Below are 23,139 nucleotides of genomic sequence, written 5' to 3' on the forward strand. Positions count from 1 at the left end.
GCCCGTTGTGCAACCTTCAACCCACCGATGGGCCTCCATCGGTGGGTTTCTTTTTCTGTATGCCTTTATTTCCCGTGCCAATGTCTGCAATCCGCCTTGCCGCCCTGGTTCTGCTTGGTCTACCATCTGTGCCTGCCCTGGCCCAGCAACCGGGTGCTGCGCCCAACTACGAGGTCCGCGGGCTCCTTCGCCAAGCACCGGCCGGCACGCGCGTGGTCCTGACCCGACACAGCGGCGGGCAAACCGTGCTCGATTCGGCCATTACGGATGCTGCGGGCCGGTTTCGGCTGCGGGGTTCGGTGCCCGCCCCGGACGTGTACGTGTTGCGGGTGCGGGGCCAGCAGCCGACAACGACCCTTGCCCTGGCGCCGGGCAGCCGCCTGCAGCTGCGCGCCGAGGCCGCCCAGCTCTGGCGCACCGGCGAGGTAACCGGCTCGGCCGAAGCCGCGGCGCTGTCGGCCATGAACCGGGAACACGCGCGGCTCATGGCCCGCATCGAGGCGCTGGCGCAGCAGCGCGGGCAAACCGCCGATACCGCGGCCCAGCGGCGCATGCAGCGCGACTGGGATGCCACGATGGCCGCCTTTGGCGCCTCGTCGCGGCGGGTGGCGCGCAGCTCGACCTATTTGGCGCCGTACGTGGTGGCCACTTTTCTGAGCAGCGCAGGCGCCGACATGGCCTTCGTGGATTCGGCCACGACCCGCTACGCGCAGCAGTGGCCTGCTTCGCCTTACACCAAGAATTTGCTGAAATACCAGGCCATCCGCCGCGCCACGGCCGTTGGGCAGCCGGCCCCGGCGGTAGTGCTGGCCGACCCCACGGGGCAACGCCGGGCGCTCAGTTCCCTGCGCGGGCAGTACGTGCTGCTGGATTTCTGGGCCTCGTGGTGCGGGCCCTGCCGTCAGGAAAATGCTCACTTGGTGCAGCTGTACCGCCAATTTCACCCCAAAGGGTTCGAGGTCTACAGCGTGTCGACCGACCGTAAGCAGGCCGACTGGCTCAAGGCTATTGAGCAGGACGGCCTAACCTGGACGCAGGTGCTCGACGAACCGGGCGAGCAGAGCGTGGCGGCCAACGGCTACGATATTGTGGAGTATCCGACGACCTTTTTGCTGGATCGGGAGGGGCGCATCATTGCCAAAAACCTGCGCGGTGAGGCCCTGGCCAAGAAACTGGCGGAGCTGATGCCGTAGCAACGTCCCGTCCGCGCCGGGCAACTTGACAAGCTGCAGCAACTCTTCCAAACCGGGTGGAATGGATGCGTTGCGGGCCGGTGAGAGCCGCCGGTACCGAATTCATCGGCCCGCAGGAATACGCAATACGTGCTGCGGACTGGTATCTTTCGCTCCAAACGTATCCTGTCGTTACGATGCATCGGAAATCATACCCCATGCTGGCCCTGGCGGCCCTGCTGACCACGCCCGCCCTGGCTCAGAAAGCCGACAAGCCCGCCAAATCCGACGCCCGCTTCGAGGTCAGCGGCACGCTGCAGAGCCTGCCGGCCGGCAGCCAGGTGTTCATCGTCGACACCCAAGTGGAGCCGGCGGCCGTCCTCGGCTCGGGCACCGTCGACGGCCGGGGGCGCTTCACGGTGCGCGGCAAAGTGAGCGAGGCGGCCGTGTACTACGTGGCCGTGCCCGAGAAGCGCGAGCTGCTGGCCGTGCCGCTGGCTCCGGGCGCCCACGTCGAGGTCAGCGGCGACGCCGAGCGGCTGGGCAGCACCGGCAACGTGGGCGGCACGCCGGAGGCCGCGGCCCTCATGGCCTTCGAGCAGGCCCGGCTGGCCAACCTGCAGAAAATGCAGGCGCTGATGCAGCGCTACAACGCCACCCAGGACGCGGCCGCCCGCGCGGCGCTCAACCAGGAGCGGCGGGACTTGGAAGCCGCCCAACTGGCCGCCGCCAAAAGCCTGGCCCGCCGGCCCACCTACCTGGCGCCCTTCGCGGCCCTGGAGCTGATCGGAGAGGAAGCCCAGGCCGAGTTCCTCGACTCCGTCACGGCCGTGTACCAGAAGCTGGCGCCGGTGTCGCGCTACACCAAGGCCCTGCTGGCCAACCAAGCCCGCCTGCGCGCCACGGCGGTGGGGGCCCCGGCGCCCGACATTCAGCTCACCGGCCCCGACGGCAAGGTGGTGGCCCTGAGCAGCCTGCGCGGCAAGTACGTGATGATTGACTTTTGGGCCTCCTGGTGCGGGCCCTGCCGGGCCGAAAACCCCAACGTGGTCAAGCTCTACAACGCCTACAAGGGCAAAGGCTTTGAAATCTACGGCGTGTCGCTCGACCAGGAGCGCGACAAGTGGGTCAAAGCCATTCAAACCGACGGGCTCGTCTGGCCGCAGGTGTCGGACCTGAAGGGCTGGCAGTCGGCCGCCGGGCAGCTCTACGGGGTGCGGGCCATTCCGGCCGCCGTGCTCATCGACCCCGAGGGCCGCATCATTGCCAAAAACCTGCGCGGCCGGGAGCTGGAGCGCAAAGTGGCCGCGCTGCTGAACTAGCCCCGGCTCGGGCCCGGGCCGAGCGGGCTGCTGATTGCCGTCATGCACGCAGCGGCGCTGCTTGGGCTCGGGCGGCAATGCCATATGGTCCGCCGGGGCTGGCATGCCGGTCCGGCGCCCGGCCCCGGACTTGACTACTGACAAAACCCGCCGCGCACTTGGCTGTCGGTGGGTTTTGTTGTTGATTAGCGCTGTTGAATATTTCTTGTCTTGCCGCCGCCGACCGCGGCGGCTGCTTTTATTCCTTAATCGAATGCGTACCTATGTACTACTGGCGGCCCTGGGCTGCCTGACGGCCGCTGGCGGCTCCGAACCCGGGCCCTACGAGCTGCGCGGCCAGTTGCGCGGCGTGCCGGCGGGCACCAAAGTCCGCCTCACGCGGTACCAAAACCAGCGCCACGTCGCCCTGGATTCGGCCGCGGTGGACGCCAGCGGGCAATTCGTGCTGCAAGGCCGCCTGGCCGAGGCCGGCATGTACGCCTTCGAAGTGCAGGGACTCAAATCGGTGACGCGCGTGCCGCTGGCCCCGGGCGCGCACGTGCGCTACGACGGCACCGTCGACAAACTGCGGCTTAGCGCCAAGCTCAGCGGCTCGCCCGACGCGGAGCTGTGGCAGCGCTGCAGCGCAGACATTCCTTTCCTGCTGTTTGAGCAGCACAAGGCCACCAACGGCCGCTTGCAGCAGCTGCAGCGCCTGCTGCGCGCCCACCCCGACTCGTACGCCGGCGCGTACTTCGTGCGCCACTTCCTGACCATGCAGGAAAGCCAGCAGCCCTTCGTCGATTCGATGGCGGCCGAGTACCAGCGCCGCCTGCCCGACCTGGCCCTGGTGCGGGAGCTGACCGAGCGCCGCGGCAAGCGCCAAGCCACGGCCGTGCACGATTTGGCGCCCGACATCCGCCTGCCCGACCCCAGCGGCCAGCCCGTGGTGCTCAGCAGCCTGCGCGGCAAGTACGTGCTGGTGGATTTCTGGGCCTCCTGGTGCGGGCCCTGCCGCGAGGAAAACCCGGCCCTGGTCAAGCTCTACCAGCAGTACCACCCCAAAGGCCTGGAAATCCTGAGCGTGTCGCTCGACGAGTCGAAGGACAAGTGGGAAAAGGCCATCCGCACCGACGGCCTGCCCTGGCTGCACGCCTCCGACCTGAAAGGCTGGCAGAGCGAGGCGGGGCAGGCCTACAACGTAACGGCCGTGCCCTACTGCGTGCTGGTCGACCCCGAGGGCCGCATTGTGGCCAAGGACCTGCGGGGCGGGGCCCTGGCGCGCAAAGTAGCCGGGTTGCTAAAATAACGGCCGGCCCGGCAGCGTTGACCAGAACCCGCGGCCGGTGGAGCGGGGGCGCCCCGGCGGACTGCCCGTCGGCCGGTTGCTGCGTCTTTTGCACGAACTTCGGCGACAAATTGGCAACTTGCAGTGTTCTGCTTGCGCGCCGCCCCGGGGCGGCGCTGTCGACTTTCGCTTTCATGAAATACCCTATGACCAGCCTGATTCTGGTGGCCTCGCTGCTGAGTGTCTCCACCACCGCCTGCACCGACGCTTCCTCGTCGACCACCGCCGCCGCGCAGGCGGGCTACGAAATCAGCGGGCAGCTGCGCAACGCCACTGCCGGCACCAAGGTCAGCCTGGCCGAGCTGACCGACAACCAGTTTGTGGCCCGCACCTCGGCCACCACCGACGCGCAGGGCCGCTTCACCCTGAACGGCACCGCTTCGGAGCCCGCGCTTTACCAGCTCAAGTTGGAGGGCCAGAAGCAGGAAGTGTGGCTGGTGCTCGACAACAAAACCAAGCTGCAGCTCAGCGGCGACGCCCAGAAGCTGGCCGCTGACTACACCGTCAAGGGCTCAAAGGACTCGGAGCTGATGCAGCAGCTCACGCGCCAGATGCAGCGCAGCAGCGGGCAGTTGCAGAGCATCATGGAACGCTACCAGGCCAACGCCCAGGCCGGCCGCCAAGACTCCATGCAGCGCCTGGAAGCCAAATTCATGGCCACCCAGGCCGGCAACACGGCCGCGCTGAAAAGCCTGATCCGCAAGAACCCGACCTCGGTGGTATCGGCCTTTGCCCTGGGCACGCCCCAGATTTTCAACGCCGACGAAAACTTCGGCTTTGCCGACTCGGTGGCCACCCAGCTCAAGAAAGCCCAGCCCGACTCGCGCTACACCAAAGCCTTGGTGCAGACGCTGGAGCCGCTGCGCAAAACCGCCATCGGCACCGTGGCCCCCGACATTCAGCTGACCAACCCCGCCGGCAAGGTAGTGCCGCTGAGCAGCCTGCGCGGGCAGTACGTGCTGCTGGATTTCTGGGCCTCGTGGTGCGGCCCCTGCCGCCAGGAAAACCCCAACGTGGTGAAAACCTACGAGCAGTACAAGGGCAAAAAATTCACCATCTACGGCGTCTCGCTCGACCAGGACAAGGGCAAGTGGGAAAAGGCCATTCAGGCCGACGGGCTGACCTGGACCCACGTGTCGGACCTGAAGGGCTGGCAGTCGGCCGCCGGGCAGGCCTACGGCGTGCAGTCCATTCCGATGAACTTCCTGCTCGACCCGCAGGGCCGCATCATTGCTAAGAACTTGCGCGGCGAAGCCCTGTCGGCTAAGCTGGCTTCCGTGCTGAAGTAAGGCTCTGCGGCCCGCGCCGTGCTGATTTGTGTTGTAGTTCGAAAAGCCCGCTGCCCGCAGCGGGCTTTTTGCGTTCCGACCGCGGCCAACTGGTCCTGAGGGCGTAAATTGCGGGAATTATGCGGCTGAAGTCGGCCGCCGACTTACCCGCATTACCTCCGCTATGCCCCACCTGTTACGCTGCCCGGCGTTGGCCCTGGCGCTGCTGGCCGCCGCGCCGGCACTGGCCCAAACAACCCCGGCCGCCGGCGCCCGCGCCAAGCTTACGTACGCCTCGCCCTTCGAGCAGGCGGCGCTGGCCCCCGAAACGCCCCGCACCGAGCGGGAATACCTGGCGCAGCTCCTGGTCGTGAACCCCGGCAGCACCGAGGCGGACCTGCAGCAGGCCGAGCGCCGCCTCGCCGACTTCTACGCCCAGCTCGACGCAGCCAACCTGGCGGCCAAGCCCCTGGCCAAGCAGGTGCGCAGCATCTTTGATCTGGCTCACCAACGCTTCCTGACCAAGTACGAGGACGCGGCTACCTTCGACCGCACCGTGCAGGGCGGGGTGTACAATTGCGTCAGCGCCTCGGCCCTGTACGCGCTTATCTTCGAGCACTACCACCTGCCGTACGCCATTCGCCAGAAGCCCACCCACGTGTACCTGGTGGCCGATCCGCAGGCCAGCAACATCACGGTGGAAACCACCGCGCCCACTTTCGGCTACTTTCTGCCCGACGCCAAATTCAAGAAGGCGTACGTGGAGTACCTGGTCGAGGGCAAGCTCGTCAGCCAAAGCGAGGTGCAGCAGCGCGGGGTGGAGGAAATCTTCAAGCAGAAGTTTCACGCCGACAAAACCATTTCGCTGCCCCAGCTGATTTCGCTGCAGTACTACAACCTGGGCGTACTCTCCTTGCAGGCCGACGAGGACGAAAAAGCCTACCACGCCCTGCAGAAAGCCGAAAAGCTGTACCCGGCCACCGAAACCAAGTACCTGCTCACCCAAAGCCTGGCCGCGCGCCTGGAGGGCAACAGCTACAACAAGCTAGAGGACGTGCAGCTGCTGACCGAGTTTTACGCCCGGCAGCCCGCCACCAAGTACCGCGACGAGTGCGTGAACAACTTCAAGGTGATGACCCAGAAGTTTCTGCTCGAGCGTGGCGACACGGCCACCTACCGGGGCGTGTACGGCACGTTCATGAGCAGCGTCGCCGACTCGGCCACCCGCAACTCGCTGTCCTATGTGTACTACATGCAGCGCGGGCGCATGCTGGCTTTGCAGCAGCACAACCAAGATGCCTTCCCGCTGCTGCTGCAGGCCTACCGCTACAACCAGGTCAGCCCCGAGCTGCAAGGCCTGATTTCGGCCGTCGTGCAGGACGAAATCAACGTGCACCGCAACTCCGTGGGCCTGCTGCAGCGCCTCGACAAGTACAACGTCGACTACCCGTTCCTGCGCAACACGCCCCCGATGCGGCAGGCCTACCTCTACAGCTACGGCCGCGCCGCCTACGACGCCTTTGTGAGCAACAAGCGCACGGAGGGCAAAAAGTACCTCTCTGCCTTTGAGCAGGCTTACGCCCGCAAGGACGCCACCATTGAAACCCAACTGGTGGCCACGATTTACCTGGCGGCCAGCATTGCGGCGGGCAAGGCCAACGACAAGGCCGGGGCCAAAGCCTACGCCCACAAAGGCCTGACCTACGAGCCCACCAACCCCGATTTGAAGCGCATCGCCGCGTATTAGTCGGCACAAGCTTAGCCCAGCAAAAAGCCCCTCGACAGTTGCCGAGGGGCTTTTTATTCTATGGCGGGAAGAGCTAGCCGTGGCCTAGCCCAAAAACATCCGTTGCAGGGCCTGCCACAGCTGTTTTTTGCGGCCGTTGTCGTACTCGATGATTTCCACCTCGGCTGCGGGCAGGTAGGCCACGTCCCCGATGCGCACGGGCTCGTAGGGCTGGGTGCGCTTGGTGGCCACGTCGAGCAGGTTTTTGCCGAAGCCGATGACCTCGCGCACGGCCAGGCCGCGGGCGCGCAAGTCCTCCAGGCTCACGGGGTAGGGCGAGCGGACGTTGACGATGACGCACTCCTCCATCACCCGCTCAATGGCCTTGAGCATGTTGTTCAGGAACACATTGCGCTGCATGCGCGGCAGCCGCTCCGGGTCGTCGAGGCGTACGAGCAGCACCAGCCCGTTGGCATTGCTGCCCAGCGTGTCGAAGGGCGTGGGCTGCCGAACGGGCGCTGCTGCGGGCTCCACCGGCGGCGCCGCAGCAACTGGGGGCGGGGTTGGGGCAGCCGGGGCGGGAACTGGAGCCGGAGCTACGGCCGCCTGCCGGGCCGCCCGCAAATCAGCCAGGGAAGGCAAACGGCCGGGCGCTGGCGGATCTGACTCGGACGCGCTGGGCGTGGCCGGCGGCGCTACGGCGGCTGGCGCCGGAACCACCGAGGCCGTGGGCACCGGGGCCGGCGAATGAGCAGCAGGCTCCGCGGCTGGTGCGGCGGCAGCTACCGGCGCCGCACCGGCGGGCCGGGGCGCGGCGGGGCGTTCGGGCACCACGTAAAGCGGTGTGCCCGCGTAGAGCTGTTGGTAAAAGGCGAGGGTGGCGTCGTCCACGGGCGAAAAGGGCTAGGCAGTGGGGCTTACCGAAGGTAACCAACAACCGGCAGGAATCCGCCGGTTATTCCAGGTCGAACATGGCTTTCAGCTCGGTCGCGTCCTGGGGCTTGAGGCGGCCGGCCAGCACCAGGCGCAGCTGCCGGCGGCGCAGGGCCCCGTCGTAGTGGCTGATTTCCTCGTGGGTTTCGGGCACGGCTTCGGGCACGTCGATGGGGCGGCCCGACTGGTCGACGGCCACGAAAGTGAAAAAGGCCTCGTTCGACTTGATCTTGGTGCCCGAGGGAATGTCTTCGGCCCACACGTCGATGTGCACTTCCATGGACGAGCTGAAGGCGCGCGTCACCTTGGCTTCGAGCGTGACCACGCTGCCGAGCTTGATGCCTTCGCGGAAGGACACGTTGTCGACGGAGGCCGTCACAACGATGCGGTTGGAGTGACGCTGGGCCGAAATGGCGGCGGCCACGTCCATCAGGTGCATCATGCGGCCGCCCATCAGGTTGTTGAGCGTGTTGGTATCGTTGGGCAGCACCAATTCGGTCATTCGCACGAAGGACTCGCTGACGAACTTTTGTTTGCGCATAGCAGGAGGGGAAAATTCGGCCGCAAAGATAGCGCCCCGTTGGCCCCGCCGCGGCCCCAGCCCTAAAAACGAACCGCCCCCGCGCCAAACGGCACGGGGGCGGCAGTAAGAAGCGGGGCTTCCGGAGCCTATTGCACCAGCACGCGCGAGGTCAGGCGTTGCTGGCCCACGGTAAGCTGCACCAGGTACACGCCCGGGCTCAGGCGCTTGCCTTCGGCGCCGAGCGCGAGGCGCTGCTGGCCGGCGCCGAGGCGCTGGGCGGGCAGCGTAAACACGGTCCGGCCCACCAAGTCCTGCACCTGCACCTGGGCCGTTTCGGGCTGGTCGAGCGTGAATTGCACGGCCGTTTCCTGGGTGAGCGGGTTGGGCAGCACGCTGAAGTTGCGGGTGCTCATTTCGCGGGTGCGCGTGGCCGTGGCCGATGCCGCCCGGAAGTTGTCGATGAACAGGTTGTTGCCGCCGCCGGCCACGTGCTCGATGCGCACCAGCAGGCGGGGAGCCGCTTGCATGGCCGCCGGCACGCTGAGGGTGCGCGTGCGCCACTCCGAGGCAGTAGGCACGAAGCTACCCGTCACGGGCGTGGCGCCGGTGTTGCTCACCAGGATGCCCGTGGCAATGTTCAGGTTGCTGGTCCACGTCACGCCGCAGTCGGTGCTGAAGGCCACGCGCAGCGCGTCGCTCGACGTCGAGGTGAGGCGGGCGTAGGCGTAGTCAAACGACACTTGGTTGTCGGTGACGCTGCCCGCGGCGGCCAGGTTGATCAGCGGCGAGTACAGCGTCGTCACGGCGCCGGGGCTGATGTTGGCCGGGCGCAGGCGCAGGGCCGCGTTGCCGGTCTGGCTCGGGCCATTGACGTTGGTCACGCGCGTCCAGCGTTCCGTGCCGCCCGGAGCAGCTTCGTTGCGCCAGTTTTTGTCGGCGTCGGTGGGGTTGGCCGCCCAGGTATCGTCCTCGAAGGGCTGGGCGTAGGTCGCCGGAATGGCCGCGTTGGTGCCGAGCACGCGCACAATCTGCTGCTGCGTGACGGTGCTCGTGCCGGTGGTGCCGGTGATGGTCAGCGTAGCGTTGTAGGTACCGGGAGTGGCGTAGGTCACGGTCACGTTCTGGGTGGTGGCGCTGCTGGGCGAGCCGCCGGGGAAGCTCCAGGCGTAGTTCACCGTGCCCAGGTCGCCGTAGGAGCCGTCGACGAAGTCGACGCTGCCGCCGGGGCAGATGACGCTGCTGGCTACGCTAAACGCGGCCACCGGTGCGCAAGAGGGCGCCTGGTAGCCGTCGTTGGTGCCGGTGGCAATCTGGTTGGCCACCGATACCAGCGTGGAGCGGCAGGCCAGGGCCAGCGAAGCCCGCATCACCGTGCGCTGCCCGATGGTAAACATCTTGGCGCAGGTGGCATAGTCCATGTAGTTCTCGGTGTTGGCCACCGGACCGCAGGTTGCTTCGTTCAGGTCGCAGTTCTGGCTGGCGCCCACCGTGTTCGGCGTATCGGCAATGCCGTCGTCGATGCCGCAGTTCGAGGCCAGGCCCGGCGTGTTCGAGCCGCCCCAGGTGTGAGGCAGGCCGAAGTAGTGGCCCACCTCGTGGGTGAGCGAACGGACGCAGAAGTTCGAGCGGCAGGAGCGGCCGATGCTGCCGAACTGCGTGTTGGTGATGACGATGCCGTCGTTGAGCGACCCGCCGGTGCAGGGCAGAAACGCGTAGCCGCCGGCGCCGTTGGCCCGCTCGCACACCCAAATGTTGAGGTAGCGGTTCGTGTCCCAGCGAATCACGTTTTTCACGTTGTTGTCGCCCACCAGCGTCTGCGTGGAGTAGGTGTGCGTGATGCCGGTGGTGCAGTTGCCGTTGGGGTCCTTCTGGGCCAACACGAACTTAAAGCCCGGGCGGGAGGCCAGCGCCACGAAGCGCGAGTCGATGTTGGCCGTGTCGGGGTTTTCCTTGTTGAAGTCGCGGTTGATAATGCGTAAGGCATCGAGCACCTGCGCGTCGGAAATATTGCTGGTGCCGCCGTTGTGAATCACGTGAAACACCACCGGCACCCGCACGTCGGGCAAGGCGTTGAGGCGCGCCTGCTCGGCCGGCGTCATCTCGGCTACGCGGCGCAGAAAGTTCTTGTATTCCTGTTCCTGGCCGGGGTTGCGCCGGAACTGGTCCTGCTGCACGCTGTCGTAAGCGCAGCGGAAGCCGTAGGTGTGTTCCGGATGTTCGCGGCGTTGGGCCTCAGCCTCTACGGCCGATCCAAACACGGCCGCAGCAGCCAGCCACAGGGCGGGTAAAGCTTTGCGTAACATGAAGGGGGTTAGGGTGAAAGATGGGTGGTGACGGCCATGCAAGCCCGCCGCCCCACAGCCCGGATGCCGGGCCATAAGGTTGCCCAAGATAAGGACAAATGCGTGGATTTGAACGCCGTGCCGCGCTGCCTTACCCCGCCCAGCCCGCCGCCCCGAGCAGCGGCACGAAGCGAAACTCCTCGAAGTCCTCGCGGGCGAAGCTGCCGGCCGACTCGCGCGTGACGCGCACCATGCGCTGCACCTGCTCCGAGCCCACCGGCACCACCAGCACCCCGCCCACGCGCAGTTGCTCCAGCAGGGGCCGGGGCAGGGCCGGGGCGGCGGCCGTCACCAGGATGCGGTCGAAGGGGGCGAGGGCGGGCAGGCCCACCGAGCCGTCGCCGCAGAAGAGGTGGGCGCCGCGGTAGCCCAGCTGCCCGAGCCGCTGCCGGGTGCGCTCGAAGAGCACGCGGTTGTACTCAATGGTGTAGAGCTCGGCCCCGAGCGTGAGCAGCACGGCGCCCTGGTAGCCCGAGCCGGTGCCTACCTCCAGCACGCGCTGCCCGGGCTGCACCTGCAGCAGCTCGGTCTGGTAAGCCACGGTGTAAGGCTGCGAAATCGTTTGCCCCTCGCCGATGGGAAAGGCCTTGTCGTGGTAGGCGTGCGACTCGAATGCCGGATCGAAAAACAAATGGCGCGGCACCTGCCCGATGGCCCCGAGCACCCGTTCGTCGCGGATGCCCTTGCGGCTCAGCTCCGTCACCAGCGCGCGGCGCTGGCCGCGGTGGCGGTACGAGTCGGGGGCGGAGTCGGCGGAAGAGGTGGGGAAGGCGGGCATGGCGAACGGCGGACAAAACCGCCCTACCTTTGCGCGCGGCGGGCGGTGGTTTGCTCCCGCAAAGCTACGGCGGCGCGGTATTTGTGCCGCCGGTCGAGTTTCGGTTCCTTACGATTTTCATTTCTGCCGCGTTGATTCGCTCCCTGCAAAAGTTTAAGCTGCTGGCCGCCGATTTTGGGGCGGGCCTGCTGGCCTGGGGTTGCTTTTACCTGCTGCGCAAGTACCTGCTGAGCGAAATCAACGCCGGCTACCGCTTTACCGGCGACCAGCTATTTACCCTCACGGGCTCGGCCCTGATGATTGCCGCCTTCTGGGTGGCCCTCTACGCGCTCATCGGCGAGTACCGCGACATTTTCCGCAAGTCCCGGGTGGGCGAGATTATCCGCCTGGCGCGCATCTCGTTTCTGGGCGCGGTGGTTATCTTCTTCGCCCTGCTGCTCGACGACCAGGGCGTGAGCAACTACCGGCTCTACTATAAGACGATATCGGCCTACTTCCTGCTGCACTTCACCATCACGGCCGTGCTGCGGACCTGGGCCATTACCAGCATTCAGCGCCTAGTGCGCCGCCGCGTCATTTCCTTCAACTCCCTGCTGGTGGGCTCCAGTCCGCTGGCCCTGGAAACCTTCCGCGAGCTGGACCGCTCCAACTCTCATCTGGGCCTGAACATCATCGGCTTCGTGCCGGTGGGCGACGCGGTGGACCCGCAGCTGGCCACCGAGCTGCCCCGCCGCGGCTCCTACGAGCGGCTGCCGGCCCTGATTCGGGCCCTGCACATCGAGCAAGTGGTGGTGGCCCTGGAGCCCTCCGAGCACCGCATGATTCAGCAGGTGCTGGCCCAACTGGAGGGCACCCCGGCGCGCGTGAGCGTGCTGCCCGACGTGTACCAGATTCTGCTGGGCTCGGTGAAGGTGAATCATTTGTTCGGCACCCCGCTCATCGAAATCAAGCACGATTTGCTGCCGGTGTGGCAGGAAGTCGTCAAGCGCATCATCGACGTGGTGGGCTCCTCGCTGTTTCTGCTGCTGGCCTGGCCGGTGTACGCCTTCACCGCGGTGATGGTGCGCCTGTCCTCGGCGGGGCCGATTTTCTTTGCCCAGGAGCGCATCGGCATTCACGGCAAGCCCTTCAAGATCTACAAGTTCCGCTCGATGTACGTCGACGCCGAGCGGCTGGGGCCGGCCCTGTCGAGCAAAAACGACCCGCGCATCACGCCCTGGGGCCGCTTCATGCGCAAGGTGCGCCTCGACGAGCTGCCGCAGTTCTGGAACGTCATCAAGGGCGACATGAGCCTGGTGGGCCCGCGCCCCGAGCGGCAGTTCTTCATCGACCAAATTACCAAAGTGGCCCCGCACTACCGCCACCTGCACCGCGTGCGCCCCGGCATCACCTCGCTGGGCCAGGTGAAGTACGGCTACGCCGAAACGGTGGAGCAAATGGTGCAGCGCCTCAAGTACGACATCCTTTACATCGAAAACATGTCGCTGGCCATGGACTTCCGCGTGATGCTTTACACGCTGAAAATCATCGTGGAAGGCCGCGGCAAGTAATGTGCGGGAACGGGCTTAATGTATGGAATGGGGCTGTTCTGCCTGTTGCAGCGTCGGCCGCCTCAAACATTTTGGCCTTCCACCACATTAAGCACATTCATCCCATTCCGCACGTTCAAGAATGTTCACCGGCATCATCGAAGCCCTCGGCACCATCACGGCGGTGCGCACCGAGGGCACCAACCGTCACTTTACCGTCGCCTCGCCCTTTTTTAGCGAGCTGCAAATCGACCAGAGCGTGGCCCACGACGGAGTGTGCCTGACCGTGGTAGCGCTGAACGCCGCGGCCGGCACGCACACCGTCACGGCCATAGCCGAGACGCTGCAGAAAACCAACCTGGGCAGCTGGGCCGAGGGCCGGCAGGTGAATTTGGAGCGCTGCCTGGCCGCCAACGGCCGCTTCGACGGCCACATCGTGCAGGGCCACGTGGATTTGACGGCCGTGTGCGAGTCGGTGGAGGACCAGAACGGCTCCTGGCTCTACCGCTTCCGCCACGACACTGGCCCCGGCCGCGTGACGGTGGAGAAGGGCTCCATCTGCGTCAACGGCGTGAGCTTGACCTGCTTCAACAGCACCGACGACGGCTTTTCAGTGGCCATCATTCCCTACACCCACGAGCACACCACCTTCCAGCACCTGCAGCCCGGCGACCGGGTGAACCTGGAGTTTGACATCGTGGGCAAGTACGTGGCCAAGCTGCTGGGCCGGTAACGGCCCCTCTCATCTGCTGCATCAAACCGGCGGTACAGTTACTGACGATTATGCTACAATCCGTATTGGTAATCAATACAGTCCCGAATGCGGCTTTTTTAGGTCCGAAGGCAAAGCAGTTTGCCGAGCAATTAGTCGATACTTGTTTGAAGGTGGATGGCGTATTGGCTTTTTCTACCCTGCTGGGCAGTGACCAAAAGCAGCAACGGAGTTTGGTGCAAGGCTTTCAACACCAGTTGGCGGAGGCACTCAACCAGGCTGTGTCGGTTGGCTGGCGGCAGGAGGAGCGTTGTTCGCCCGATTACGATGATGCGTATGATCTGTATCTGAGCGCGGAGCTGGACGGGCTGCTGTACAAGGTGGTTATCGAGCTGGATAAAAACCGGGCCGATCAGATAGCTAAAAAATTCATTTCCCGCGTGGCCCACACCATTGATGCGCCGACCATTTACGTGGCGTTCTGTTACCCCGGTACGGCCAAGATGAACATGAACGAGGCCAAGAAATATTTTGGGTATTGTGCCCGCCACATGAACCAGCTCAGCAAGCCGGAGCTCCCCAAAGCATTCATCGGCATCGTGATGGAAGGCGGAGCCGTTGGTGTGCATGCGGTAACGTAAGCTCCACCGTTGGCACTTTTCGCGGCTGGCTGCGTAGGAGGGAAGGAGTACCAACTCCTTCTCCATCATGTCAAAACGCGAACTGATCGAGCCCACGCCCGGCGACAAGCGCTACGTGCGCCGCAACGATAAAGGCCAATTTACCAGCGAGGTGGACATTCACCGCTCCCTCTCGCAGGACGACAAGCACAACTCCCGCATCACCAGCAAGCCCGGCCAGGGCGACCGGGGCGACGGCCACACCGGCAACCGCAAACCCGCTCGCTAGCTGGCATTCCACAAAAAAGCCCTTCCGCATTGGCGGAAGGGCTTTTTTGTGTGCGAAATCACCAGTCGCTAGCTCAGGCCGTCGGGGCGGCGGGGTACCAGCGCTGCGCGCCCTTGCGGTACAGCCAGTAGCAGCCCCAGGCCAGCAGGGAGCCGAGCGTGGCGCCGGCCAGCACGTCGGAGGGGTAGTGGGCGGCCAGGTAGATGCGGCTGAAGCTTACCAGCGCGGCCCACACCAGCAGCATGACTTTGGCCAGGCGGAAGCGCGGGGGCAGGGCCAGGCCCAGGAACACGGCCAGCGCGAAGGCATTGGCCGCGTGCGAAGAAATAAAGCCGAACTGCCCGCCGCAGCCGTGGGCCAGGTTCAGCGTGGCCGAGAGGTCCGGGTCGTGGCAGGGGCGCAGCCGGGCGAAGTAGGGCTTGAAAAAGCGGCTGCTGATGCTGTCGGCCAGGGCCACGCTCAGGCCCAGCAAGGGCAGCAGCAGGGTGGCGCGCCGGCCAACGTAGTAGCACAGGGCCACCACCAGGACCAGGTAAGCCGGAAACCACACGAAGCGGTCGGAAAAGAAAATCATGAGCCGGTCCAGGGCCGGGGTGGCGGCGTTGTTAGCCGACACCAGCAGCCAGCGGTCCAGCGCCTGCAGATGGTCAATCAAGCGAAGTGGGCGAATGGGCGAGCCAATTTACGCCCTTTTTCAGCCACTGCTGGGTTTCTTCTTCCGCGGAGCCGGGTTCGGGCTGCTGGTTGTAGTGCCACTCGCAGCGCGGGGGCAGGCTCATCAGAATGCTTTCGGTGCGCCCGCCGGTTTCGAGCCCGAAGCGGGTGCCGCGGTCGAAGGCCAGGTTGAATTCGGCGTAGCGGGCCCGGCGCAGCATGTGCCACTGCACCTCGCGCTCCGAGTAGGGCCGGTCGGCGTTGCGGCGCATCAGCTCGCAGTAGGTGCGGCCGTACACCTCGCCCACGGCCTTGACGAAAGCGAAGAGCTGGTCCCGGTCGCCGTCCTTGCCCGCGGTGAGGCGGTCGAAGAAGATGCCGCCCACGCCGCGGGTTTCTTGGCGGTGGGGCAGGTAGAAGTAGTCGTCGGCCCACTGCTTGAAGCGCGGGTAGTACGTAGGGTCGTGCTCGTCGCAGACGGCGGCAATCTGCTCGTGAAACCAGCGCGCCTGCCGTATGTCCACGTAAATCGGGGTCAGATCCAACCCGCCGCCAAACCAGGCCTCGCCGTTGCCGGCCTCGAAATAGCGCACGTTCATGTGCGAAATGGGTACCATGGGGCTGCGCGGGTGCTGCACCACCGACACGCCGGTGGCGAAGTAGTTCGGGTCGGGCATGAGCAGCACGCGGGCGGCCTGCTCGCTCATCTGCCCCTGCACGGCCGAGAAGTTGACGCCGCCTTTTTCCAGGATGCGCCCGTGTTGAATCACGCGCGACTCGCCGCCGCCGCCCGAATGGTGCTGCCACACGTCGGGCTGGAAGGTGGCCGCGCCGTCGGTGGTTTCCAGCTCGGTGTAGAGCCACTTCTGAAACTGGCGCATCCACTGCTCCACGGTGTGGCGGAAGGGCGTCAGCGTCGTGTCGGTATCGGTCGTCATGAGGGGAGCTAAGGCGGAGGAAAACAGCGGGGCGTCCATGCGGGGCGGCGAGGGTGAAGACGCCGCAAAACAACGAGCCGCCGCCGCCGGCCGGACTGACGAAAATCAGCCCCGGTGGGTGTTTGTTGTCAGCCGCAAAGGTGGCAGATTTTCGGCGTTGGTGGGTCCGGACGGGCTTAGTCGCGCAGTTTGGATTGGCGCAGGTGCACCGGCTCGGCGTTTTTGCGCAGGCGCATGTTCAGCAGCTCCACCCCCAGCGAGAAGGCCATGGCGAAGTACACGTAGCCCTTCGGAATTTCCTGGTGGAAGGCCTCGGCCACCAGCATCACCCCGATCATAATCAGGAACGAGAGGGCCAGCATTTTCACCGTGGGGTGGCGGTTGACGAAGTCGGCAATGACGCGGGCGAAGGCCAGCATCACGCCCATGGAGAGCAGCACGGCCACAATCATCACCAGCACGTTGCTCACCAGCCCCACGGCCGTCAGGATGGAGTCGAAGGAGAAAACCACGTCGATGAGCACGATTTGGACCATGATCTTGGCGAAACTCGTGGCCGCGCCCGGCCGGTCGGCCGCGTCGTCCTCGCCCTGCAGCTTGGTGTGGATTTCGGTGGTGCTCTTGCCGATCAGAAACAAGCCGCCGATGAAGAGAATGATGTCGCGGCCGGTCACGCCGAAGTCGTGGTCGGCCCAGGGCACGTCCACGTGAAACAGCGGCTCCTTCAGACCCACGATCCAGCTGATGCTCAGCAGCAGCCCGATGCGAAACACCAGGGCCAGCAGCAGACCCAGGGTGCGGCCGCGCGCGTGTTGCTCGGCCGGCAGCCGGTTCACCACGATGGAGATAAAGATGATGTTGTCGATGCCCAGCACGATTTCCATAAAGGTGAGCGTGAGCAGGCTGATCCAGGTTTCGGCGCTGGCGAAGGCAGAGAGGTCGAACATACCGGGGAGTACGGCGGCGCGGCCGGCCGGGGTATGAGCTGGGGCGGTGCGGCGCCTGCTGCAGCCCGGGGATGGCGCCGGTCCGGTGAGCCCAAAACGGCCACCGCGGGCCGGGAACGAGAAAAACTAACAGGTGTTTGGGTGCGGCCCCGCGCATCTGCTCCCGATACCGTAATTTCGGGCCTTCGCCACCGCTTGTTTTCCAGCATGCAAACCACCCCCGCCCTGGACGCTCCCGAAACCGACGTTGCCGCCGGCGCCGCCCACCCCGACCGCGCCACCCTGCTGCGGGCCTACCGCCTGATGCAGACCTCGGCCGAAATGGCCCGCCTCTACGAAGAAAACAAAGCCGTGACGGCCAAGTACGTGCACGCCACGGCCCGCGGCCACGAAGCCATTCAGCTGGCGGCCGCCTTTCAGCTGCGCGAAACCGACTACTGCGCCCTCTACTACCGCGACGACGCGTTTATGCTCGGCCTGGGCTTGCAGCCCTACGAGCTGATGCTGCAGCTCATGGCCAAGCGCGACGACCCGTTCTCGGGCGGGCGCACCTACTACTCGCACCCCTCGCTGCGCCGGCCCGGCGTGCCGGTTATTCCGCACCAGAGCTCGGCCACCGGCATGCAGGCCATTCCGGCCACCGGCATGGCCCACGCGGTGAAGTACCTGGAAAGCCAGCAGCAACTGCCCACGGCCGCCGAGCAGCCCGTGGTGCTCTGCAGCATCGGCGACGGGGCCATGACCGAGGGCGAGGTGGCCGAGGCCCTGCAGATGGCCGCCCTGCACCAGTTGCCCATTATCTATTTGGTGCAAGACAACGAGTGGGGTATTTCGGCCACGGGCCGCGAAATGCGCTCCATGAATGCCTACGAATTTGCCGCCGGCTTCAAGGGCCTGCACCGCCTGCAGTGCGACGGGGCCGACTTCGTCGACAGCTTCGCCACCATGCAGGCCGCCACCGGGTACGTGCGGCAGCGCCGCGGCCCGGTGCTGGTGCACGCCAAATGCCCCTTGCTGGGCCACCACACCAGCGGCGTGCGCCGCGAATGGTACCGCGGCGACAACCTCACGGAGCACCAGCAGAACGACCCGCTGCCGCGCTTTCATCAGCAACTGCTCACCGAGGGCTTCGCCGAGGGCGAGCTGGGCTACGCCACGGCCGCGGCCCAGGCCACGGTGCAGGAAGACTACCAGCGGGCCCTGGCCGCCCCGAACCCCGACCCGGCCACCTTCGCTGAGCACGAGTTTGCCCCGGCGGCCGTGACCGAGGAAGCCGGCGAGCGAAGCCCGCAGGGCGCCGACAAGGCCATCATGGTGGACGCGGCCCTGCACGCGGTGGACGATATTCTGCGCGAGTTCCCGGAGGCCCTGTTCTACGGCCAGGACGTGGGCGGGGAGTTGGGTGGGGTGTTCCGCGAGGCAGCGCTGCTGGCCAAAAAGTACGGCGACGCCCGCGTGTTCAACACGCCCATCCAGGAAGCCTACATTGTGGGCTCGACGGCCGGCATGTCGGCCGTAGGGGCCAAGCCGATTGTCGAAATTCAGTTTGCCGACTACATCTGGCCGGCCCTGAACCAATTGGTGGAGGAGCTGTCGAAGTCCTGCTACCTCTCCGTGGGCAAGTTTCCGGTGCAAAGCCTGATCCGGGTGCCCATCGGCGCCTACGGCGGGGGCGGGCCTTACCACTCCGGCTCCATCGAAAGCACGCTGCTCACCATCCGCGGCATCAAGGTGGTGTACCCCTCGAACGCCGCTGACATGAAGGGGCTGATGCGCGCCGCCTTCCTCGACCCCAACCCGGTGGTGATGCTGGAGCACAAAGGCATCTACTGGAGCAAGGTGCCCGGCACCGAGGACGCCAAAACCGTGGAGCCCGCCGCCGGCTACGTCATTCCGCTGGGCAAAGCCAACGTGGTGCAGGAAGCTTCCGCCGAAAAGCTGGCCGCGGGCGACACCTGCGTGGTCGTCACCTACGGCATGGGCGTGTACTGGGCCAAGGCCGCTAGCAAGCAGCTGCCCGGGCAGGTGGAAATCCTGGACCTGCGCACCCTGAACCCGCTCGACTGGGAGGCCGTACAGGCCGCCACGCGGCGCCACGGCAAGGTGCTGGTGCTCACGGAAGAACCCCTGATGAACAGCTTCGCCGAAAGCTTGGCCGGCCGCATCCAGCGCCACTGCTTCCAGCAGCTCGACGCGCCGGTCTTCACCCTGGGCGCCGCCAACCTGCCCGCCATTGCCCTGAACGTGGAGCTGGAAAAGCAGATGCTGCCCAACGCCGACAAAACCCTGGCGGCCCTGCAAGAACTGCTCGGCTACTAACGGTGAAATTGTGAAAGGTGGAGTTGCGAAGAGCAGCTCCACCCGTACTGACGCTACAACGCCCCGGCAACTTTGGTTGCCGGGGCGTTTCCGTTATTAAGCCAGGCGAGCGAATTCACCACCTCACAATTTCACCCTTGCCTTAGAAGGGGTAGCCGATGCCGATGTTCAGGCGCACCGGATTGGCGTCGGAGCCGGTGCGCTTGTTGAGGTTAAACACGCTCGCGTTGGGCAGCACAAACTTGCTGCCCTGCGCCACCACGGGGTTGTACACTTTGGCCGCGAAGTCAAGCCGTACGATGAGGAAAGTGAAGTCGAAGCGCAGGCCCAGGCCCGAGCCGACGGCGAATTCGCGGTAGAAGCGGTTGAGGCGGAAGTCGGAGCCGGCGCGCCCGGCCGAACCCTGCAGCGTCCACACGTTGCCGAAATCGGTGAAGACGGCCCCGTTGATGAGGTCGTAGAGCGGGAAGCGGTATTCCACGCTGCCCTCCAGCAGCACTTCCCCGGGTTGTTCAAAGGTTTCCGCGTCGGTGGGTTTGCCCAGGGTGTCGCGGGGCACGTAGGAGCCGGTGCCCAAACGGCGCGGAAACCACGCGCGCACGCTCGAGCCGCCGCCCGCAAACACGTACCGGTCGTAGGGTATGACGTAAGAAACTGTTTCAGTGTGTGTTACTGTGTTGCGCACGGTGGTGGGTGACAGGGCGGTGGCCAGCCCCCCGTTGAGGCGCCACACCAGAAACTGGTGCGCCGTGAGCTTGTGGTACCGGCGGTAGTCGGCGCTCAGGCGGATAAAATCGTACACCTCCACGCCCCCGATCTGGTGATTGGTGCTGGCCCCGTTCTTGGTGTAGAGCGACCGGCCGGGCGCGCCCACTTCCGCGAAGAGGCGCAGGTAGCGCGCGTCGCGGGTTTGGGTGAAGTCGTTGTCGTTGTAGAGGGAAGTAGCGTTGATGCTCGGCACCAGTACCGACTGAAACGAGCGCAGCAGCGCGGCTCCGTTGGGCAGTTTTTCCAGCGTCGTGCGGAAGCCGGGGTCGAAGTTGTTGGTGAACACCAAGCTCACGTCCAGCGGGGTGAAGATGAACTGGTGGAAGGCGTTTCGCTCCCAGATGTAGTCGTAGGACGCTTCTAGGTTGGTGCGTTTGTATTCGGGGCGCCCCACGTAGGTGGCGCTGGCCGTCAGGCGCGTGCGGGGGCTGTAGTTGGTGAAGTAGCGGTTGGTGCGCCACGGCACCAGAAACTGGGGCAGAATCAGGTTGACGTTGGCCCCGAGCTGGGTGGTCAGTTGGGGTTGGTCGGGCTTGCTGTTCACGTTGCCGGTCAGCGGAAACTGCCCTTCCAGGCCCGCGCGCAGGCCCAGGTCGAGCACCTCGGCCCCGCCGAACACGTTGCGCACGCGCACGCGGAAGTTGCCGAACGGCCCGGGCAGGGTCGCCACGTAAGTGCCCCCGAGCTCCGACGAATACTGCGCCCGTTTCTGCGGGGTGGTGCTCACCGTCGCGTCCAAAATGCCGCGCAGCGAATCGGCCACCGGCGGCTTTTGGTAGTTGATGGACGTGTAGCGGAACACGTCAAGGGCGGCGAGCTGGCGCTGGGTCTGGATGGTGTTGGTCAGGCTGTACCGGTCGCCGGGGCGCACCAGCAGCTTGCGGTCCAGGATGCGGGTGCTGAAGCGGTGGTTGTAGGCCAGGTAGTCGATGCCGTTGCGCCGCACCGTGTCGCGCTGCAGCCCGAAGCGGTTCACGCCCGCGTCGGCCACGAAGCTCACCCGGCGCACGCGGTACACTTGGTGCTGGGCCGCGTCGGGCGGGTTGGCCACCTGCACCAGCAGGCGCACGGTGGTGGGCGCGTAGCTCGTGTCGGCCTCCAGGGTGATGTAGCGGGCCTGAAAATCGTAGTAGCCGTGGTTTTTCAGCAGGGTTTCCAGCCGGGCGCGTTCCTGCCCGATGAGCGCCTCGTCGTAAGGCTGGCCCACGTGCAGCAGTTGCTGGGTGGTGTCGCCGCGGACGATGCGGGCCACGGCAGAGTCCGGAATGTCGTAACGCAGCTGCTTGACGAGGAAGCGCGGGCCCTCGTGCACGTTGTACTCCACCGTCACGCGGCGGCTGCGCGGCTTGGCCGGGTCCGCCAGCTTCGCCGTGTCGGCCTTGCCGAAGAGGCGCGAGAAGTAGCCCAGCGGCTCGGGCGGGTTGTCGGTGTAGGCGACGCGGGAGCGAAAAAAACCCTTGCTGCGCAGGTAAATGCCCATCTGCTCGGTCGTGAGGGCCGTCAGCGTCGAGTCGTAAATCACCGGCGGCTCGCCGATGCGCATGATGGCGTTGCCCTTGTCGAGCTTGCGCTGCAGGCGCTGGATGCGCCGCTCGCGCTTTTGCAGCAGCTTGCCCACGGCCACCGAGTCGGTGCCGGCCGCGGCAATGCGCGCCGCGTACTCGTGCTGGGTGGTGTCAAGCTTGGCCTGCAGCCGCTCCGGATGGTAGAAGGTGTAGCCGAGGTTGTAAATTGCGAGCTGCGGAACCGGAAAGCGCCGGTTGGGCCGCTGGCGCAGCAAGGCGTCGAGCTGCTCTTTTTCCAGCTGCCGCACGCCCTCGATGCGTACGGTGCTGAGCAGGCGCTGCTTCGGGCCCAGCAGGTGCATGGGCGAGCAGCCCGCGGCCAGCTGCGCCGCCGCAGCCATTCCTGCTAACCAAGTAACTCCGCGCCGCGGCGCCCAGCCGAAGGGTCGTATCACTGAAAGATGGTTTCGAAAGCCGTTGCGAAATACGTGCAGCAATTGCACCAAAAAAAATACCGCCAGCGCCTGGGCGCCTTCCTGGTCGAAGGCGCCAAAAGCCTGCGCGAGCTGCTAAGTTCCGAACTGCAGCCCGAACGGCTGCTGCTCACGGCCGAATTTGCCGCCCAGCCGGGCCTGCGCCTGCCCCCGGGCGTGCCCGTCGACGTGGTGTCCGGGGAGGAACTCACGCGCCTGGGCACGCTGCAAACCAACGACGCGGGCCTGGCCATCGTGCGCACCCCCGACGAGCCGCCGCTGCGCCCCCAGCCCGGGCAGCTGCTGCTGGCCCTCGACCAAGTGCGCGACCCCGGCAACGTGGGCACGCTCATTCGCCTGGCCGATTGGTACGGCCTGCCGGGCGTGGTGTTGTCCGATACCTGCGCCGACGCCTGGAATCCCAAAACCGTGGCGGCCACCATGGGCTCGTTTACCCGCGTGCCCGTGTGGCAGCGCGACCTGCCCGCCTGGCTCGGGCAGTTGCCCGCGGAGCTGCCCGTTTACGGTGCCGACCTGCACGGCGACAACGTGCACCGCCTGCAGCTGCGCCCCACCGGGGTGCTGGTGATGGGCAGCGAGTCGCACGGCCTCACCGAGCCGGTGGAAGCCTGCCTCACCCAGCGCCTGCACATTCCCGGCCGCGGCCAGGCCGAAAGCCTGAACGTGGCCATTTCGGCGGCGATATTGCTCGACAACTTTTTCCGCGGCGAGTAGGGAACAACGCAAATTTCAGAACGTCGTCCTCATCTGGCGTACGCGCAGCGAAGGACCTTCCTCGGACCCAGTACCGCCGCTGCCGACGAAGTACTGACGCTTTTTCAGGGAGGTACCTAATCAAGAGAAGCGCAGCCACCTGCCCGGACGATTGGGCGTTGGTGGCTGCGCTTCTCAGTTGGCGCAGGGTGCGAGCAAGGTCCTTCGCTTGGGCTCAGGATGACTCTACTTTTGGCTCAGACGTCAAGAGGCTAAGTCC

General features: G+C 65.7%; 19 protein-coding genes. 11 read left to right on the top strand and 8 right to left on the bottom strand.

The window, feature by feature from the left end; translation table 11 throughout:
• Positions 1–80: 80 nt before the first annotated feature.
• From LJ737_RS17200 to LJ737_RS17220, 5 genes are all read left to right on the top strand, one after another.
• The gene (locus tag LJ737_RS17200) at positions 81–1,193 is read left to right on the top strand and encodes a TlpA disulfide reductase family protein (RefSeq protein WP_227767961.1); all 1,113 of its coding nucleotides are present in this window, start codon (positions 81–83) and stop codon (positions 1,191–1,193) included.
• A 176-nt stretch (positions 1,194–1,369) separates the two neighbouring features.
• Entirely contained in the window at positions 1,370–2,494 is a 1,125-nt protein-coding gene (locus LJ737_RS17205) for a TlpA disulfide reductase family protein (RefSeq protein ID WP_227767962.1), read from the top strand.
• A 253-nt stretch (positions 2,495–2,747) separates the two neighbouring features.
• Positions 2,748–3,782, top strand: coding sequence for a TlpA family protein disulfide reductase (locus tag LJ737_RS17210; RefSeq protein WP_227767964.1), 1,035 nt, complete (start codon positions 2,748–2,750; stop codon positions 3,780–3,782).
• A gap of 173 nt (positions 3,783–3,955) precedes the next feature.
• Positions 3,956–5,110 (top strand): TlpA disulfide reductase family protein, encoded by a 1,155-nt coding sequence (locus LJ737_RS17215; protein ID WP_227767966.1) that lies wholly within the window; start codon positions 3,956–3,958, stop codon positions 5,108–5,110.
• A gap of 163 nt (positions 5,111–5,273) precedes the next feature.
• On the top strand, positions 5,274–6,836 hold the full coding sequence (locus LJ737_RS17220) for a hypothetical protein (RefSeq protein WP_227767969.1): 1,563 nt from the start codon (positions 5,274–5,276) through the stop codon (positions 6,834–6,836).
• 84 nt (positions 6,837–6,920) lie between these two features.
• Here LJ737_RS17220 and LJ737_RS17225 read toward each other — a convergent pair whose 3' ends face one another.
• The 4 genes from LJ737_RS17225 to LJ737_RS17240 form a co-directional block, all read right to left on the bottom strand.
• The gene (locus tag LJ737_RS17225; RefSeq protein ID WP_227767971.1) at positions 6,921–7,706 is read right to left on the bottom strand and encodes a hypothetical protein; all 786 of its coding nucleotides are present in this window, start codon (positions 7,704–7,706) and stop codon (positions 6,921–6,923) included.
• Positions 7,707–7,770: 64 nt separating this feature from the next.
• Complete coding sequence (locus LJ737_RS17230) at positions 7,771–8,289, bottom strand: acyl-CoA thioesterase (protein WP_227767973.1); 519 nt, start codon at positions 8,287–8,289, stop codon at positions 7,771–7,773.
• A gap of 128 nt (positions 8,290–8,417) precedes the next feature.
• Positions 8,418–10,574: a M43 family zinc metalloprotease gene (locus LJ737_RS17235; protein ID WP_227767975.1), complete on the bottom strand. Its 2,157-nt coding sequence runs from the start codon at positions 10,572–10,574 to the stop codon at positions 8,418–8,420.
• A gap of 130 nt (positions 10,575–10,704) precedes the next feature.
• A complete protein-coding gene (locus LJ737_RS17240) occupies positions 10,705–11,391 on the bottom strand; it encodes a protein-L-isoaspartate(D-aspartate) O-methyltransferase (protein WP_227767977.1) in 687 nt (228 codons plus the stop codon).
• 131 nt (positions 11,392–11,522) lie between these two features.
• Here LJ737_RS17240 and LJ737_RS17245 point away from each other — a divergent pair, with 131 nt between their 5' ends.
• The 4 genes from LJ737_RS17245 (at position 11,523) to LJ737_RS17260 (ending at position 14,541) form a co-directional block, all read left to right on the top strand.
• On the top strand, positions 11,523–12,941 hold the full coding sequence (locus LJ737_RS17245; RefSeq protein ID WP_227767979.1) for a sugar transferase: 1,419 nt from the start codon (positions 11,523–11,525) through the stop codon (positions 12,939–12,941).
• 121 nt (positions 12,942–13,062) lie between these two features.
• A complete protein-coding gene (locus tag LJ737_RS17250) occupies positions 13,063–13,653 on the top strand; it encodes a riboflavin synthase (RefSeq protein WP_227767981.1) in 591 nt (196 codons plus the stop codon).
• A 50-nt stretch (positions 13,654–13,703) separates the two neighbouring features.
• Positions 13,704–14,273 carry a hypothetical protein gene (locus LJ737_RS17255; protein ID WP_227767983.1) on the top strand — a complete coding sequence of 190 codons (570 nt, stop codon included), beginning with the start codon at positions 13,704–13,706 and terminating at the stop codon, positions 14,271–14,273.
• A 67-nt stretch (positions 14,274–14,340) separates the two neighbouring features.
• Positions 14,341–14,541, top strand: a complete 201-nt coding sequence (locus tag LJ737_RS17260; protein ID WP_227767985.1) for a hypothetical protein — start codon at positions 14,341–14,343, stop codon at positions 14,539–14,541.
• Positions 14,542–14,614: 73 nt separating this feature from the next.
• On the opposite strand, the gene LJ737_RS17265 is transcribed toward LJ737_RS17260, so the two are convergent.
• The 3 genes from LJ737_RS17265 to LJ737_RS17275 form a co-directional block, all read right to left on the bottom strand.
• Positions 14,615–15,196: a phosphatase PAP2 family protein gene (locus LJ737_RS17265; RefSeq protein ID WP_227767987.1), complete on the bottom strand. Its 582-nt coding sequence runs from the start codon at positions 15,194–15,196 to the stop codon at positions 14,615–14,617.
• Entirely contained in the window at positions 15,189–16,133 is a 945-nt protein-coding gene (gene hemF, locus LJ737_RS17270) for an oxygen-dependent coproporphyrinogen oxidase (RefSeq protein WP_227767989.1), read from the bottom strand. Before hemF ends, LJ737_RS17265 begins: the two co-directional genes overlap by 8 nt.
• A 176-nt stretch (positions 16,134–16,309) precedes the next feature.
• Positions 16,310–17,080 (bottom strand): TerC family protein, encoded by a 771-nt coding sequence (locus tag LJ737_RS17275; RefSeq protein WP_227767990.1) that lies wholly within the window; start codon positions 17,078–17,080, stop codon positions 16,310–16,312.
• Between the two features lie 207 nt (positions 17,081–17,287).
• Here LJ737_RS17275 and LJ737_RS17280 point away from each other — a divergent pair, with 207 nt between their 5' ends.
• Complete coding sequence (locus LJ737_RS17280; RefSeq protein ID WP_227767992.1) at positions 17,288–19,399, top strand: alpha-ketoacid dehydrogenase subunit alpha/beta; 2,112 nt, start codon at positions 17,288–17,290, stop codon at positions 19,397–19,399.
• Between the two features lie 142 nt (positions 19,400–19,541).
• Here LJ737_RS17280 and tamL read toward each other — a convergent pair whose 3' ends face one another.
• Positions 19,542–22,073, bottom strand: coding sequence for a translocation and assembly module lipoprotein TamL (gene tamL / locus LJ737_RS17285; protein ID WP_227767994.1), 2,532 nt, complete (start codon positions 22,071–22,073; stop codon positions 19,542–19,544).
• A 60-nt stretch (positions 22,074–22,133) separates the two neighbouring features.
• Here tamL and LJ737_RS17290 point away from each other — a divergent pair, with 60 nt between their 5' ends.
• Positions 22,134–22,880, top strand: a complete 747-nt coding sequence (locus tag LJ737_RS17290; protein WP_227767996.1) for an RNA methyltransferase — start codon at positions 22,134–22,136, stop codon at positions 22,878–22,880.
• Positions 22,881–23,139 lie beyond the last annotated feature (259 nt).

It is taken from the genome of Hymenobacter sp. 15J16-1T3B (assembly GCF_020711235.1).
Taxonomy (GTDB): Bacteria; Bacteroidota; Bacteroidia; order Cytophagales; family Hymenobacteraceae; genus Solirubrum.